The 18108-nt window shown below is 49.2% G+C and carries 10 protein-coding genes; all 10 read left to right on the forward strand.

Features of this window, described 5'->3' with window-relative positions; all coding sequences use genetic code 11:
- Window positions 1-189: 189 nt before the first annotated feature.
- The 10 genes from BMX82_RS07920 to BMX82_RS07965 all read left to right on the forward strand — a co-directional run bounded on the left by BMX82_RS07920 (window position 190) and on the right by BMX82_RS07965 (window position 18105).
- Window positions 190-3234, forward strand: coding sequence for a SusC/RagA family TonB-linked outer membrane protein (locus BMX82_RS07920; RefSeq protein ID WP_091767662.1), 3045 nt, complete (start codon window positions 190-192; stop codon window positions 3232-3234).
- A gap of 18 nt (window positions 3235-3252) precedes the next feature.
- Window positions 3253-4818, forward strand: coding sequence for a RagB/SusD family nutrient uptake outer membrane protein (locus BMX82_RS07925; protein ID WP_091767665.1), 1566 nt, complete (start codon window positions 3253-3255; stop codon window positions 4816-4818).
- Window positions 4819-4898: 80 nt separating this feature from the next.
- Window positions 4899-6107 carry an esterase gene (locus tag BMX82_RS07930; protein WP_231622181.1) on the forward strand — a complete coding sequence of 403 codons (1209 nt, stop codon included), beginning with the start codon at window positions 4899-4901 and terminating at the stop codon, window positions 6105-6107.
- A 175-nt stretch (window positions 6108-6282) separates the two neighbouring features.
- Window positions 6283-8646, forward strand: a complete 2364-nt coding sequence (locus tag BMX82_RS07935; protein WP_091767668.1) for a beta-glucosidase family protein — start codon at window positions 6283-6285, stop codon at window positions 8644-8646.
- Between the two features lie 682 nt (window positions 8647-9328).
- Window positions 9329-11671, forward strand: coding sequence for a beta-glucosidase (locus BMX82_RS07940; protein ID WP_177172050.1), 2343 nt, complete (start codon window positions 9329-9331; stop codon window positions 11669-11671).
- Window positions 11671-12777, forward strand: a complete 1107-nt coding sequence (locus tag BMX82_RS07945; RefSeq protein WP_091767671.1) for an alpha/beta hydrolase — start codon at window positions 11671-11673, stop codon at window positions 12775-12777. The genes BMX82_RS07940 and BMX82_RS07945 overlap by 1 nt, the downstream gene beginning before the upstream one ends.
- A 15-nt stretch (window positions 12778-12792) precedes the next feature.
- Entirely contained in the window at window positions 12793-14034 is a 1242-nt protein-coding gene (locus BMX82_RS07950; RefSeq protein ID WP_036910335.1) for an esterase, read from the forward strand.
- A 152-nt stretch (window positions 14035-14186) separates the two neighbouring features.
- Window positions 14187-15308, forward strand: a complete 1122-nt coding sequence (locus tag BMX82_RS07955) for a porin (RefSeq protein ID WP_143058345.1) — start codon at window positions 14187-14189, stop codon at window positions 15306-15308.
- 17 nt (window positions 15309-15325) lie between these two features.
- The gene (locus BMX82_RS07960; RefSeq protein WP_036910339.1) at window positions 15326-16846 is read left to right on the forward strand and encodes a sodium:solute symporter family transporter; all 1521 of its coding nucleotides are present in this window, start codon (window positions 15326-15328) and stop codon (window positions 16844-16846) included.
- Between the two features lie 245 nt (window positions 16847-17091).
- Window positions 17092-18105, forward strand: a complete 1014-nt coding sequence (locus BMX82_RS07965; RefSeq protein ID WP_036910341.1) for a LacI family DNA-binding transcriptional regulator — start codon at window positions 17092-17094, stop codon at window positions 18103-18105.
- Window positions 18106-18108 lie beyond the last annotated feature (3 nt).

Here is an 18108-nt window from a genome sequence, read left to right on the forward strand (position 1 = left end):
AATTTCTATGTTTTTTAAACAAATTGAACAAGTTTTGAACAAATAGGAAAGACTCTCGATATTTTTGAACGCTTACGAAAATCAAAAGAACGCCTTGAAACGCCACCTGATATTTATTTATATACCTTTGCCGTCGAAAATTTAATCAAACCAAAGTATTATCTAACATTTAACTCAAAACAATTGCAAATGAAAAAGATCAGTTTACTGATGGTGTTGATGGCATTATTTATGTCAGTGACATCTTTCGCCCAAGGAGTCAAGGGCACAGTGATCGACGAGAACGGTGAACCCGTGATCGGTGCGACAATCGTTGACAAGGTTAATAGCCAGAATGCAGCGATTACAGATTTTGATGGACGTTTTACCATTAACGTGAACGCGGGAAAAACCATCGTTGTTTCTTACATTGGCTACGAGACACAGGAGCTGGCGGCTAAGAATGGCATGACCGTTCGTCTGCAGCCCGATAACAAAGTACTCGATGAAGTCGTTGTAGTAGGTTATGGTGTTCAGAAAAAGAGTAGTGTGACAGGTGCCATCTCGCAAGTAAAGCCTGAGGATATGGAGAACCGTACCATCTCGAACGCGCAACAGGCTTTGCAGGGAAAGACCTCTGGTGTACAGATTATCTCAACCTCAGCAGCCCCTGGCTCATCACCCACCGTACGTGTGCGCGGTTATTCTTCTAATAAAAGCAGCGAGCCCCTCTATGTGGTCGATGGTGTACGTCTGAGCGACATTAGTGGTATCGACCCTGCCACTATCGCCTCGATGGAAATTCTGAAAGACGCTGCTTCTGCTGCTATTTACGGTGCTGAAGCCGGTAATGGTGTAGTGCTCATCACAACCAAGAAGGGTAAGGCAGGACAAGGTAAGATTGCCTACGACTTCATGTGGACTGATGAGAGTCTGGCTCGCATCCCCAAGATGCTGAATGCTAAGGAATATATGCAGTATATGGTGGAGGGCAACCTCTTTACACAGGACTATATGAATGCCAATTGGGATGGTAAGACAGATACAAAATGGACTGACGTGGCCTTCACGCATGGTCACATGCAGAAGCATAACTTCTCATTCACTGGCGGTAACGATCGAGGGAACTATTATCTGGCTCTTTCATACCTTAATAATGACGGTATTGTAAAAGGCGATGCAGACACCTATAAGCGTCTTACAGCCACCGTTAATGGTGAATATAAGATTAAAGACTGGTTGAAAGTGGGTACCACCAATCAGGTAGAGAAATACAATGTCCGTCAGGTGTCTACCAATAATGAGTACGGCTCTCTGTTGACAGCTGTGCTCATGATGGATCCTCTGACTCCAGATACCTATGGTAAAGAACTGCCTGCGAACCTTCAGGCGTATCAAGCCATGGGCAAGACATTCTTACAGGACGGGAATGATAACTACTATGGTGTGAGCCAGTTCTACAATGGTGAGCAGTATCATCCTATGATTATGCGCGATAATGGACTGAATAAGAATTCTGGCTTTAATGTAACGGGATCAGTCTATGGTGACTTTACGCTGATTCCTAACCTTACTGTCACTTCACGCTTTGGTTATCGTCTTACAGGAACACGCTCTTCTTCTACCTCACTGCCTTTCTTTGGCAATGCCGTTCAGAGCCGCGATTATGTGGATCAGAGCAACACCTCGAGCACTACAATCTATTACCAGTGGGAGAACTTTGCTAACTATATGAAGTCTTTTGGCAACCACACAGTAAGTGCTATGGTGGGTATGTCGTTCCAGGATTCAAGCTATGATTATGTAACGGGTCAGCTAACTTCTAATGGTGAGGATGCCATCAAGAAGAACGATCCCCTGTTCTACTACCTGAACTATGCCAACGCCTCAGCAACGAAGGGTGTTAGCGGTGAGACTACCAGCAGCACCAAGTTCTCTTATTTTGGTCGTCTGGGTTATGATTTCCTGGGTCGTTATATGTTGCAGGCTTCACTCCGTGCTGATGCTGCTGACCTTTCAAAACTCTCTCCGAAGAAACGCTGGGGTTACTTCCCCGCTGTATCAGTAGGTTGGACCATCAGCGAGGAGAAGTTCTTTGCTCCTTTGAAAAAAGCCTTCGACAGTTTGAAGTTCCGTGCCTCTTGGGGCCAGAACGGTAGCCTCTCTGCACTCAGTGGTTACAGCTATAGTACCGATATCGCTCTGGGTGGGCTCTATCCTTTCGGCTCTGGTATCCAGTATACACAGGCAGCAGCTCCCTCAACCATGGGTAATGAAGACCTGAAGTGGGAGACTTCAGAACAGCTGAACTTCGGTCTTGATGGTATTCTGATGGGTGGTCGCCTGACCTTCGGCGTCGACTACTTCACTAAGAAGACAAAAGACCTGCTGGTTTGGAACACAACGCCTTCGCTGGTTATCGGTGGCGCTACATCACCTATCAACGCAGGTAATGTGGAGAACAAAGGGTTTGAGTTTGAATTAGGATGGAGAGACCACATTGGCGACTTCAGCTACGGCATCCGTGCAAACCTCTCTACGCTGAGTAATAAGGTGACTTATATTGATCCTTCAATAACCCGTCTGGCTGGTAGCACGTTCCACACCTACACTATCACCTACTTCGAGCAGGGCTATCCCGTATACTATTTCCGTGGCTTCGAGTTCGACAAGATTAATCCAGAGACTGGTGATCCCATGTTTAAGGATATCAATGGCGATGGCGTGGTGAACAACGACGACCTGACTGATATTGGAAATGCCATTCCTGACTTTACTTATGGTATTACCCTGAATGCTGCCTACAAGGGCTTCGACCTCACCGTATTCGGTACAGGCTCTCACGGCAATAAGATATTCAATTGTATCAACCGTCCTGACTACGCTACATCGAATAAGATGAAGGAAGTGCTCTACGACGACCGTTGGAATCCGACAAACACCACAGGTACAAAGCCCCGTGCGGGCGCTAACGACATGGACAAGTATGTTGACTCAAGCGCTATGATCTACGACGGAAGCTATTTCAAGATCAAACAGATCCAGTTGGGTTACACACTGCCAAAGAACGTGTTGAGCAAGGTTGGTATCAGCAACGCCCGTGTCTATGGATCGCTCGATGACTTCTTCACCTTCTCAAGCTACCCCGGTTTCGATCCGGAAGCTGCTGCCAACACTACCACAGGTATGGGTGTCGACAAGGGTGCTTATCCCACTTCAAAGAAGGTGGTACTTGGTTTCAATATTGAATTCTAACTTTTTACTTTAACGACAATGAAAAAGAATAAATTATATATCGCATTGCTGGGTGTGATGTCGCTGATGACTGTCAGTTGTGAGAGTGAACTCGACATTGAGAAACACGGCAACATGGGTAGTATGGATACATACTACACTACCGACGAGAATATCAATACCGCAACAGCATCTATGTATCTCGAGATGCGTAGCAACTATTACAACTGGTTCTTCGTCAAGAACCTGCTTTCCGACGATATCTGGTGTGGCGGTGGTCAGCGTGGTGACAATGGTGAGATGGAAAAACTCAATGAGTATCGTTTCGACTCTAACCATGGTATGATAGAGAGCCTCTATTCTGGGCTCTATGGCATTATCTACAAGGCCAACCTGATTATCGATAAGACTGAAGGTGAGACTGCTGTGATGAAGCGTGCCATCAACGAGGCGAAGGTGTTCCGTGCTTTCGGGCATTTCGAACTCGTTACCCTCTGGGGCACGGCTCCAAAGGTAGATCATCTGTTGGCTGCCAGCGAATATCGTCAGGCTAACGGCACTGCTGCTGACACATGGGCTTTCGTTGAGCAGGATCTCACAGAGGCTATCAACAGTGGAACGCTGCCCTCAAAAAGCGATGTAAACGATCAGGAGACGGGTATCCGTGTAACCAAAGAGTTCGCTCAGGCGCTGTTGGGTAAGGCCTATCTCTTCCAGGGTAAGTACAGCGAGGCCGCTGCTATGTTCGAGAATGTGATTGGCTCAAACAAGTATGCCCTCTATCAGGGTGAGTACGACGCCCAGTTCCATGCAGCTGCTAACAATAACTGCGAATCGCTCTTCGAACTCCAGAAGCGTTACGATCCAGAGCAGATGTGGAACCAGTTCGACATGCTTTACCTCATGCAGGGTTGGCGCACCAGTGTGCTCACTTATGGTGGTGAGGCTATGATGAAACTGGCTCTTGGTACCTACGGATTTTCTAACCCCCGCAAGTCGCTCTATGATGCTTTCGTTGCCTGGGAGGGCGCTGATGGTTATCGCCTCAGCAAGTCGATCATGACCTACGATCAGCTCAAGGCTTTTGGTGTTGACGTACAGCCGGGTGCCAGCGTTTATGGCAGTGAGGGATACTTCTTCTGGAAGAACCAGTCGCTTAAAGAAGACTGTGTTGTCGATCAGATGTTCTTCCAAGGCGTTCAGTTCATCGATCTGAAGGTGATGCGCTATGCAGAGGTTCTGCTGATGGCTGCTGAGGCACAGTTGCAGGCAGGCAATGCCACCAAGGCTCTTGAGTATGTCAACCAGATTCGTATACGTGCCAAGGAGACTCCTCTGGCCAGTGTAACCCTCGAAGATATCAAGACGGAAAAGCGCCTGGAACTCTGTAACGAAAGTGTGCGCTATCAGGACCTTGTACGCTGGGGTGATGCCAAGACTGCTATGGGAAATCAGGGTAAGGACGTGCCTGCCTTCACTACATCTGGCGTTCAGTGGAACTGGCACAATGACAAGTATGGCTTCCAGGATAAGAACATGCTTCTGCCTATTCCTTTGAAGGAACTTGAGCTCAATCCAAACATGCAGCCCAACGCGGGTTGGTAATTATTAACATAGAATGGTGCAGGGATATCGGAAAAATTTCTTATCTTTGCACCATTCAATAACTAAATAAGATTAGTAATATGAGAAAACTTTTTGTAATCGCTGCTTTCTGCTTTATCGGAATGGCAGCAAAGGCTCAGCAGAACCTCAGCTGGGGACAGGGCCCACAGGTGGCATCCCCCGTGGTTAATGCAGACAACTCCGTTAGCTTTAACCTGATAGCCCCCGAGGCCCAGAAGGTACAGATTACAGGCGACTTCCTGCCTGCTAAGAAGGTTGAATTCGGTGGCAATACCTATGAGACTCCAGGTGTGGTAGACCTCGTGAAGAATGATAAGGGCGTGTGGAGTTTTACTTCTGCCCCCCTGGCTCCAGAACTCTACACCTATAATATGATTGTAGATGGCGTAAAGATTATCGATCCGCTGAATGTTTACAATATCCGCGACATCAACAACCTGTTCAGCGTGCTGCTCATCGGTGGTGATGCCCGTTCCGATCTTTACAAGGTCAATAAGGTGGCTCACGGCACTGTCAGCAAGGTTTGGTATGAGAGTCCTACCGCCGGTCTTACACGTCGTTGTACAGTCTACACCCCTGCTGGCTATGAGACCAGCGGTAAGGAGTATCCCGTGCTCTACCTGCTTCACGGTATCGGTGGCGATGAGAATGCCTGGAGTGAGCTAGGCCGTGCCACTCAGATTCTCGACAACCTCATCGCCCAGGGCAAGGCTGAGCCCATGCTCGTGGTGATGACCAATGGTAATATCTCGCAGGAGGCTTGCCCAGGTGAGACCTCTGAAGGCTTCCGTGTACCTACCATGATGCTTCCCAAGACCATGGAAGGTAGCTTTGAGACCGCCTTCCCTGATGTGGTTAATTTCATTGAGAAGACCTATCGCGTGAAAAAGGACAAAGCCCATCGTGCCATCGCGGGTCTGTCGATGGGTGGCTTTCATAGCCTCTTCGTCTCTATCAACAATCCCGATATGTTCGGTTACGTCGGCTTGTTCTCTGCAGCTGTCGATCAGAATCAGCCCGATCCTAACGGCCATGCTGAGATATACGCAGACCGTGACAAGAAGATCGATGCTCTCTTCGCCAAGAAGCCCAACCTCTTCTGGATTGGTATTGGTAAGACTGACTTCCTGATTAAGAACAACAACGACCTGCGTGCTTATCTCGACTCTAAGGGGCACAAGTATACCTATCTCGAGACAGAGGGAGGTCACATCTGGCGCAACTGGCGTATCTATCTCTCAGAGTTCACTCCGTTACTTTTTAAATAATTAATTAATAAGGAGACTAGTAGACAGGGAGTACAGGGAGTTCAAGGAGTTCTTGGACAAGCAAAGCGGCTAAGCCGAGTGCAGGACAATAGCTCTGCCACTTCCCACAGTTCATCAAGTAATGTCTTGGACTCCCTGTACTCCTTGTCTCCCTGTCTCCTAAAATTTTTTATCTATGAACAAATCTATTCTGTTTTTTGCAGTTGCAGCCCTGGCAGTGGGTTGTACCACTGCTGACAAGGTGGCTCCTAAGTACACTATCAACCAGGAAGAGGTGATGGCAAAGATGTCACTTGAAGATAAAGCCCACTTCGTCATTGGTACTGGTATGGCAGGCTTTAGCGGCAATGATGCTGTGATTGGTGCCACCCGCAGTCTCGTACCTGGTGCTGCAGGTACTACTTATCCTCTCGACTCTCTGGGTATTCCCGCTGTTGTATTGGCCGATGGCCCTGCTGGTCTTCGTATCGACCCAACCCGTGAAGGCGATTCTGCCACCTACTATTGTACGCATTTCCCCATCGGAACCCTGTTGGCTTCTACTTGGAACACTCAGCTGGTAGAGGAAGTAGGTCAGGCCATCGGTGAGGAGGTGAAGGAATATGGTGCCGATGTACTTCTGGCTCCTGCTCTCAATATCATGCGCAACCCTCTCTGTGGGCGTAACTTCGAGTATTACAGTGAGGATCCTGTTGTGGCAGGTAAGACAGCAGCTGCCTATATCACTGGTGTGCAGAAGAACGATGTCGGTACCAGCATCAAGCATTTCGCTGCCAACAATCAGGAGACCAACCGCATGAACAACGATGCGCACATTTCCCAGCGTGCCCTCCGCGAGATCTACCTCAAAGGCTTCGAGATAGCTATCAAGGAGAGTAAGCCTTGGACAGTGATGACCTCATATAATTACATTAACGGAGTCTACACCTCAGAGAGCAAGGATCTAGTCGAGACAATCCTCCGCGATGAGTGGGGCTACGAGGGTACCGTGATGACCGATTGGTTTGGTGGTAAGGACGGTGCCAAGCAGATGTGGGCAGGTAACGATATGTTGCAGCCTGGTAAGAAAGAGCAGTTCGACAGTATTGTGGCTGGTGTGAAGAGTGGCAAACTGGCTGAGGCTGATCTTGACCGCAGTGTCCAGCGCACGCTGAATCTTGTGGAGAAGAGTCCGCGCTTCCAGGGCTACCAGTACTCTAACAAGCCCGACCTCAAGGCTCATGCTCAGGTAACTCGTCAGAGTGCTGCCGAGGGAATGGTGCTGATGAAGAATAATCAGGCTCTGCCCTTTGCCAAGAGTGTGAAGAACGTAGCCCTCTATGGTAACACCTCTTACGACTTCATCGCTGGTGGCACAGGTTCTGGTAATGTAAACCACGCTTATGTCGTTTCTCTGCTCGATGGTCTGAAGAATGGTGGCTATACTGTTTCTGAGGAACTGAAGACTGCCTACGCTACCTATGCTGCAGAGCAGAAGGCTAAGGTTGAGGCCGAGATTGAGGCGGCTGCTAAGAAGGATCCCAAGAATGCTATGCTGCTCCGCTTCATGCCACGTCCGCTACCTGCCGAGAAGCTGTTCTCTGCTAATGAACTGGCCAAGCAGGCTGAGGCTTCCGATATCGCTGTGATCACTCTGGGTCGTATCTCTGGTGAGTTCATGGACCGTAAGGCTGCCGACTTCAATCTGAGCAGCTCGGAGCGCCAGCTGATTACCCAAGTGTGTGATGTCTATCACAAGGCAGGCAAGCAGGTGGTAGTACTGCTCAACATCGGTGGCGTCATTGAGACTGCTTCATGGAACACTCTTCCTGATGCCATTCTCTGTGCATGGCAGGCTGGTCAGGAAGGTGGTAACAGTGTGGTTGACGTGCTCAGCGGTCGTCAGTCGCCCTCTGGTAAGTTCACCATGACTTGGCCCGTGAAGTTCTCCGACGCTTATAGCTCAAAGAACTTCCCCATTGATCAGGATCCCCGCATCGATATGACTAACCAGGGCTCAAAGAGTGCCAACGTGAAGAATGTCGATTATACCGACTACGAAGAAGACATCTACGTGGGTTATCGCTACTTCGACTCTTTCGATGTTCCTGTGAGCTATCCTTTCGGCTTTGGTCTGAGCTACACGACCTTCTCTTACACAGGTGCCAGCTGTCAGGTAAACGGCGATGATATTGTCGTCAAAGTGAAGATTACCAACACGGGCAGTCATGAAGGCAAGGAGGTTGTTGAGCTTTACGCTACTGCCCCCGACAGCAAAGCCGCCAATAAGCCTGTCAAGGAGCTGAAAGCCTATGTCAAGACCAAGGACTTGAAGCCTGGTGAGAGCGAGATGGTGACAATGAAGGTCAAGGCTGCCGATCTTGCTTCTTTCGATGCAGAGGCTTCTGCCTGGGTTGTTGCCGAAGGAGAATACCAGTTCCATGTCGCTGCTTCATCGCAAGACATCAAGGCCACGCTCCCTGCAACCATTAAAGGCCAGCAGACCAAGGTTCACAACGTCTTGAAGCCCCAGGCCCCGATGAACCTCCTGAAACGCTAAGTCAACGTTTATACGTCTTTATAATAGCAGCCTCCGCTCATGTTGAGCGGGGGCTGTTTTTCTTTTTTCAATATAAAGCATCTGTTGATTAGCTCTCTTTAGCGTTTCTATGTTGTATCATGTATTGATGAGGTAGCTTGCGGTGTTGTCATATCATAGCGCTTTGGCTGGCATGGAACGGCCCGCTTATTGACAGAGACTATCTCTTTGAATGCAAAATAGACTAAATTGCCAACCAATTTAGTCTATTTTACTCTGCAATTTAGTCTAAATTGCTAGGCAAAATAATCTATATTACATCTGATAGGATTATCTTTGTCATAGTGAAGGCTTATTTCTGTCGGCCAAAACAATTATTCTTGCCACCCTTTGACGGCGTGTTAACCGGATATGCAGTATTGGGCGACGTATTGCTCTATATATTCAATAGAATCGTTAAAAACAGACGCCGGACGGAGCGCATTTGAACGAATTGAAACAGATTTGAACAAATACGAAAGTAAACAGACGCTTTTGAACAGGGCAGAAAAACAAAAGAACACAGGAGAATGCGTTTTTTGTGTTTTTTATCTACTTTTGCATCGCCGATCGAAAAAGATTTCGTACATTTGCAGTCGTCTGCGATAGCTGGAATAAAAGCGCGTCGACAATCATATAATAACAAAAACGATAAAAACAACAAATGAAGAATTCGATTCTAAAGATTAATTTGGTAGTTGTGGCTGTAGTCGCTCTGAGCGGCTACAGCCTTCGTCTGTCTGCCCAACAGCTAAGAGCGGATAACATTGACGAAGTACTGAGCGCCATGACGCTTGAAGAGAAGTGTCATCTGGTGCTTGGTTGTGGCATGCATTTCAACGACGAGGCGAAGTTCCCTGGTACGGCTGGTAGCACCTTCAGCATTGCCCGTCTGGGTATTCCCGAAACCTATTGTGCCGATTCCCAGCAGGGACTGCGCATGCAGGATCACCGCAACTGGGATCATCGCGACTATTATCCCACCGACTTTGTTGCCTCGATGACACTTGCTTCGACATGGGATCGTGAGGCCGCCTTCAAAGTGGGACAGGGCATCGGCAACGAGGTGCGTGAGTTCGGACTCGACTGGATTCTCTCTCCCTCGATGAACCTGATTCGCAATGCCCTCTGTGGTCGTAACCACGAGTATTACTCAGAGGATCCCTATCTCTCAGGTACCATTGCCGCCGGATATGTGCGTGGCGTGCAGAGCGAGGGAACGGCAGCTTGTCCGAAGCATTTCATTGCCAACAACCAGGAGACGAACCGTAATAGCAACATCTCGCAGATGTCGCAGCGCGCCCTTCGTGAAATCTATCTGAAAGCCTTCGAGATTGTTGTGAAGGAGGGTGAGCCCTGGACCATCATGACATCTTATAATAAGCTGAACGGCCCTTACACCTTGCAGAATCGCGACCTCTTGACAACCATCGTTCGCGACGAGTGGGGTTGGAAGGGTATGTATGTGAGCGACTGGAATGCGGGCGACAATGCTGTGGCCGCCATGCAGGCAGGCAACGATATGCTGCAGCCGGGTAACGACAGGCAGTATCAGGCCATTCTGGAGGCTGCCAAGAGCGGTGAGCTCTCGATGGACGTGCTCAACGCCAACGTGAAGCGTATTCTTGAGTATATCGTGAAGACACATAACTTCAAGGGCTATCAGTATAGTAATGAACCCGACCTGAAGGCTCATGCCCAGGTGGTGCGTGAGGTGGGTGCCGATGGTATCGTGCTGCTCAGCAACAATGGCATTCTGCCTCTTACAGGCAAACGCGTGGCTCTCTTCGGATGCACAAGTTATGACTGGATATCGGGCGGCTCTGGCTTCGGCGGTACTACAGTAGGTCACTACACAGTGTCGCTTGTCGAAGGTCTGCGCAGTGCCGGCTATGAGGTGTACAAGCCCCTTATCAGTACCTATCTGAAACACATCGCCGATGAGGAGAAACGCCTGTTCCCCAATGGCCGTCCCGCTTTCTCGCTGATGCCCCCAGCCCGTGCTGAGGAAAAGAGCTTTACTGCCGAGGAAATGGCTGCTGCCATCGATGGCTCTGATGTGGCCATCATCTCGTTGGGTCGTAAGAGCGGAGAGGCTGCCGACCGTAATGCTACCGATTTCTATCTGAAGGAAGGTGAGAAGGCGCTCATCAAGCAGGTGAGCGAGGCTTATCACGCCAAAGGCAAGAAGGTGGTTGTATTGCTCGACATCTGCAGTCCTATCGACGTGGCTTCATGGCAGAGTCAGATTGACGCCTTGGTGTGTACCTGGCAGGGCGGACAGGAGAGCGGCTTCAGTGTGGCCGACGTGCTCAGCGGTAAGGTGAACCCCAGCGGCAAGCTGCCCATGACCTTCCAGATTAACTATGGTGACGCTTATGCAGATAAGAACTTCCCTGGCGAGGTAGATGATAAGACGCTGGGTGCCATGTTCATGTGGGGCTACAACAAGGACCAGGCTCAGAAGGAGCGTAAGCCTCAGGCTAATATCGACTTCACCAACTACGAAGAGGATATCTATGTGGGCTATCGCTATTTCGACTCGTTTGGTAAGCCTGTGGCATATCCCTTCGGCTACGGTCTCTCTTATACCACCTTTGGTTACAGCGATGCTGCTGTGAAGGTTGAGGGCGACACCTATACCGTATCAGTAAAGGTGACGAACAAAGGCGACCGTGCGGGACGCAACGTGGTTGAGCTCTTTGTGGCTGCCCCCAACAGCAAGAAGCTGAACAAGCCCGCCAAGGAGCTGCGCAACTATGCCAAGACCCGTCTGTTGCAGCCAGGCGAGAGCGAGGTGGTGACCATGCAGTTGAAGACCCAGGATATGGCCTCGTTCAACGAGAAAGCTTCAGCCTGGAAGACCGATGCCGGACGTTATGACTTCCTGATCTGCTCATCGGCCAGCGACGTAGAGGCCAAGGTGTCGGCCAACGTGAAGGCATGGACTCAGAAGGTACACAACGTGCTGCAACCCAATGTGAAACTGAACTTATTAAAACGATAATGAAACATCTCTTTTCAATAGTAACGCTGGCATTCTGCGCTGTGCCTATGATGGCACAGTGGCAGACGCAGGCAACACCTAACGATACACTACAACCTGTTCGCAACCTGGGTAATGGTAATGTGGCTTTCAGTATCTATGCCCCTAATGCCAAGCAGGTAGGCTTCGGCGGCGATGCCATGCCTTGGGGCAAACCCTTGCAGTTCACTAAGGCCGATAATGGTGTGTGGACCGCTGTAGTAAGCGATTTGAAGGATGGCGTTTATCGCTATAATTTTACCATCGATGGGGTGAAGGTACAGGATCCTAAAGGCGCACTTTCAGCTGAGACATCAGCTTTGGCAAATATCGGCGATGGCAAGCAGTTCTATGATATGCGTGCCGACATCCCTCATGGTGCCATTGCGCAGCGCTATTATTATAGTAAGGTATTAAAAGGCTTGCGCCGTTTGCATGTATGGACACCTGCTGGCTATGAAAAAAACGCCGACAAGCTGCCTGTGCTCTATCTGATACATGGCGGTGGCGACAACGATGCTTCGTGGCCTGGTGTGGGCTGTGCAGGAAACATCCTCGATAACCTGATGGCCGAAGGTAAGATGAAACCTATGGTGGTTGTGATGCCAAATGGTTCAATCCCTGTTAAGAACATGATGGACGAGGTGCCTTTGTTCGAGCAGGACCTTGTAGGTAGCATCATTCCTTATATCGAAGATAACTATCGTGTAGTTGCTGATAAAGCGCATCGTGCGATGGCCGGTCTGTCGATGGGTGGTATGGAAACGATGGAGACCATTCTTAACGATAACGATAAGTTCGCATACTTCTGGGTGTTGAGCGCTGGTTGGTTCCCTGCCCAGAAGGAGCAGTTCGAGGGCTATCGCCAGCGTCTTAACAAAGCTGCCGATGGTATTAAGAAGAATGTGCGCCAGCTTGTATTTACACAGGGCGATCCTGAGGATATTGCCTATCAGAATGGTTTGGCTACGCTTAAACTTTTCAATGCTGCCAACGTTAAATACGAGTACTACACCGCTCCTGGCGGTCATACATGGTACACTTGGCGCAATAATTTACATCAATTGGCACAACGTATTTTTAAATAGCATTGTAACAATCGTATGAACAAAAAAATCATGACTCTAGCGCTGGCAGCTATGTGCTGCGTTGGCGCTCAGGCACAGGAGAAACTCTTCAACAGTGCCAGTGTACAATCACCCATCGTTAACGCCGATGGAACAGTGACGTTCAATCTCTTTGCTCCTAAAGCCGTAAAGGTTGAGGTAACGGGCGACTTCTTGCCCACTCAGGCTATTGAGGTGCCTGGCTATGGCACTTATGATGCTCCTGGCGTGGCAGAACTGAAGGAGGGAAAGAACGGTGTGTGGAGCTATACCACCGATAAGCTGGCTCCTGAGATGTACAGCTATACCTTCAATATCGACGGTATGTCTGGCGTGAAGGACCCTGCCAATATCTATGTGAACCGCGACATCGTCTCGTTTACCAACATCTTCATCGTAAGCGACCAGAAGGGCGACAAGGGCGATCTGTATAAGGTGAACGAGGTGCCCCACGGCAACCTGAGCAAGGTTTGGTATAACAGTCCTACGCTGAAGATGCAGCGCCGAATGACTATCTATACCCCTGCCGGCTACGATAAGGGTGGTAAGTACCCAGTGCTCTATCTGTTGCATGGTGCTGGTGGCGATGAGAATGCCTGGAGCGAACTCGGACGTGCCGCACAGATTCTCGATAACCTGATTGCTACAGGAAAGGCCAAGCCCATGATTGTGGTAATGCCTAATGGTAATCCTAACTGTCAGGCTGCTCCTGGCGAGTGGTCATGGGGTATGTACACACCAGGTTTCCGCGACGGAGGCACAGGTCCTACAGCTCCTGCCGCAGCTTCTATCCCTGAGAGCTTTATGGATATCGTAAACTATGTGGATGCCAACTATCGCACCCTGAAGGATCGTTCTCATCGTGCTATCTGCGGTTTGTCGATGGGTGGTGGACATACCTTCCATGTAAGTCTGCTCTATCCTAATAAGTTCGATTACTTCGGTCTTTTCTCAGCTGGTCTGCACTTGGAGAATGGTACATATGAGGCTTCGTTTGCCAAGCAGATTGAGAACAGTCCTACTTTTGCTCAGCAGAGTGCAAAGCTCTTCGGTAGCAAGCCCAAACTCTATTGGATGGGTATGGGTAAGACCGACTTCCTCTACCAGAGCACAGTCGACCTGCGCAACTATTGGGACAGCAAAGGCTATAAGTATGAGTATGTAGAGACCGACGGCGGACATATCTGGCGTAACTGGCGTATCTACCTGACGATGTTCGCTCAGAAGATATTCAAGTAGAAGCGTCTTCCCCGCTAAAGTAAAAACCTCGCTCCTTTGAGCGGGGTTTTCTTTTAAATGATAAGTTTTTTGCCAAAATCTTTGTCTGTTTGATAGATTTATTGTACTTTTGCCGCCGCAAGGACCTAAATTTCAACATAAACAATGACAAAATGAAACAGAAAACTTGCGGATTGAGCGTTCGGATAAGCCGTATCGCTCAGCGTAGGACACTCGCCATGATGTTGGCAGTGTTCAGCAGTGTTGCAGCTATGGGGCAACAGAAGAAAGATGGCGAGGTGAACTGGATGGACGACCTCACCAGTCGTATCACATTGAATGGTTATGCTCAGGGAGGCTGGTCATACCAGGATCCTAATGGCAAGAAAACCAATGCCTACAACCTTAAACGTACGCTACTATGGGCAAAGGCACGTATCACCGACCGCTGGTCGTTCCTGTTTATGCACGACTTCTCGAGTGTTGTTCAGGAGTTCTATACCGATTACAGAGTTTCAAAAGGCAATGAGATGACTGTCCGTCTGGGACAGTTCAAGCACTCTTACTCGATGGAGAACCCGCTCTCGCCCACACAGTTGGAACTGATTGATGTCTATTCACAAGCCGTGCTCTATCTGGCTGGTGAAGGCCCCGATCCGCTGAACGGCGTGAACTACGGTCGTGATATGGGACTTGAGGTGTATGGTGATCTGGCTAAGGGAGCGGTACACTACGAACTGGCCCTGATGAGCGGTCAGGGTATCAATCGTAAGGACCAGAACAATCAGAAAGACTTTATTGCCAAACTCGAACTGCGTCCCATGCCAGGACTCCGTTTTGTGACATCGGGCTATCTGGGTACAGGCTGTGCTGTAGGTAATGCTGCCTGGAATCCTGATATACAGGTAGGCGATAACTATAAGCGCAATCGTTACAGCGTAGGCGTAGAGTATAAGACTCAGGCCTACACAGGAAGTAAATACAAGGAGGCCCGTCCTGCTTCTATCCGTGCAGAGTGGCTCGGTGGTCAGGATGGCGAGGTTGGCTCGCGTGGTGGTTATGCTACCGTCTGTATTCCTGTAGTCGACGCACTTGATGTCGTAGCCAGCGGTGAGACCTTCGACCGTAATACTAAGGTGGACGGATGGGAACAGACCAATCTGACACTCGGTCTGCAGTACTGGTTCTACAAGAAGTGCCGTATGCAGTTACAGTACACCCGCTGCCTCTGTGGTGAGAATATCAGTTCAAAGGACTATAACTGGCTTCAGGCCCAGGTCCAAGTCGCATTCTAAATAGAAACTAAGAAACTATGATTATAAAGATTACTCTGACCATCATCTTCCTGGCCGTGATGATTGGTGTGGGGTTGTATACCCGTAAGCAGGCCAGCAGTGTTGACGGATTTGTGTTGGGCGGGCGTGCCGTTGGTCCATGGCTCACGGCCTTCGCCTTTGGTACTTCTTATTTCTCGGCAGTAGTCTTTGTCGGCTATGCCGGACAGTTTGGCTGGAAATACGGATTGTCGAGTGCGTGGATAGGTATTGGTAATGCCATTATCGGCTCGCTTCTGGCATGGATCATCTTAGGTCGGCGAACCAAACTGATGACCCAGCATATCGAGAGCCGTACGATGCCCGACTTCTTTGGTACCCGCTTCAGCGATCAGGGCTTGCGTGTTGTCGCATCCGTTATTGCCTTCGTGTTCCTGATTCCCTACACAGCTGGTGTATATAGCGGTATCTCACGCCTCTTCGAGATGGGATTCGGTATTCCCTACGAGTATTGTGTGGTGATTATGGCTGTTCTGACGGCTGTCTATGTGATTCTGGGTGGTTATAAGGCCACAGCCATGAACGACTTCATACAGGGCATCATTATGCTCTTCGGTATTGTTGCTGTTATCGTAGCCGTTCTCAATGCTCAGGGCGGTCTCTTGGCCGCTGTAGATAAACTGGCTTTGATTCCCTCGGATGCCGATCCTGCTGTAAACGGCGGATTCGCTTCGTGGTTCGGTCCTGATCCGTGGGGACTGCTCGGCGTGGTCATCCTGACTTCGCTTGGTACGATGGGCTTGCCACAGATGGTGGGTAAGTTCTATTCTATTACGGATGAAGCCGCCATCAAGCGTGGTACAGTCATCTCAACGGTCTTTGCCTTTATCGTGGCTGGCGGCTGTTATTTCCTCGGAGGTTTCGGACGTCTCTATGAACCCGTTATCGGAGCGAATGGCAAGATAGCCTTCGACTCGATTGTCCCTGCCATGCTTATCACTTTGCCTGACATATTGATTGCCCTTGTGGTCTTGCTGGTTTTGTCGGCCTCTATGTCTACGCTGGCTTCTCTGGTGCTCACCTCATCGTCAACGATGACCCTCGACCTGATATATCGCGACAAGAAGTCGTTGCCTGGTGAGGTAGAGGATGGTAGTATCGACGATATCGTGGCAGAGAAGATAGAGCGTCGTAAGGTGATTGTGATGCGTGTGCTCATCATGTTCTTCATAGCCATCTCATTATTGATAGCCTTGAATCCGCCAACGTTTATCGCTCAGCTGATGGGTATCTCATGGGGCGCTCTTGCCGGTGCTTTCCTGGCTCCCTTTATGTTGGGCCTTTATTGGCGTGGCGTTACTCCGAAGAGCGTATGGGCCTGCTTCGTCTGGGGTGTAGGTCTGACGGTTGTCAATATGCTCATCGGCAATCCTATCAACCCCATTAACTGTGGTGCTATCGCCATGGTTGGCGGTTTCCCTGTAGTATGGATTGTCAGTCTGATGACGAAGAAGCTTCCCCAACAGACTATTGCCAGCATCTTTGAGTGCTATAAGTAAGAGTACTTGAGTGTTTTCTCATAGAAAAATAAAAAAGCAAGAGTGTCATCACGACAGTCTTGCTTTTACCTTTTCTAACTAACTTATTATCAACTATTCATTACTCATTCATTTTTGCTGGTGCAAAGGTACGACGAAAATTCTCAAAATGCAAGTGTTTTAAACTAAAATTACACGTAAACGTTTGCAATTTAAGATTATTTTTGTATCTTTGCATCCGAACCATCTTTTTTTGTAATCAACATATGACAAATCATAAGCGTCGTACATCGTTGAAAGACCTTGCCCAGGAACTGGGTGTGAGTATAGCTACTGTTAGCCGAGCCCTGCGTAATTCTCCAGAGATTGGCATGGAGATGCAGGAAAAAGTAAAAGCGCTTGCCAAGAAGTTGAATTACAGACCTAATCCCTTTGCCCAAAGCTTGAGAAAAGAAGCCCCGAGAGTTATTGGTGTGGTGGTTCCCAATCTGGTGACCCATTATTATGCTGCTGTGCTCGACGGTATTGAGGATGAGGCGCGTAAGGCGGGCTATTCGGTGATTAGTGCCAATACCCATGAAGACAGCGAGGCTGAGGTGAGGGCTATTGATAACTTTATCAGTCTTCACGTAGAGGGTATCATAGCCTGTCTGTCGCAGAACACCACAGATTACAGCCATTTTGAAGAGATAGCCCAAATGGGTATCCCCCTGGTGTTCTTTGGCCGTACTTGTTTGCAGGACCGGTTCTCGAGCGTGATGGCTAATGGCGACGTGGCAGCCCAAGAGGCCACCCAGCATCTGATTGATACGGGTAGCAGGAGGATTGCCTTTATCGGTGGCCCGAACCATCTGGATATGGTGCGTCGTCGCAAGCACGGATATCTGGAGGCTCTGAGGGAGAATAAAATCCCCATTGACCGCAACCTGGTGATATGTGAGAAGATAGACTACGACTGGGCTTATGAGGCCACGAAAAAGCTGCTGGACAATCATGCTGACGCCATATTGGCCTTCAATGACATTATTACCTTCGCAGCCTTCTCTGCCATAAAAGACAAGGGGCTCCGTATTCCCGACGATGTGGCACTGATAGGTTTTACCGACGATGTGCATGCCAGTTATGTGACGCCACGCATGTCGGCCATCGAAGATCAGAGCCATGAGATGGGCATCGAGTCATGCAAGCTCCTGTTGAAGAACATCAACGGCGATACGAAGATCTATAAGAAAATCGTGCCGCAGAAGCTTGTTATCCGCGACACGAGTGCTAAGCGATAGCTT

The sequence above is a fragment of the Prevotella sp. khp7 genome (assembly GCF_900109055.1).
Lineage (GTDB): Bacteria > Bacteroidota > Bacteroidia > Bacteroidales > Bacteroidaceae > Prevotella.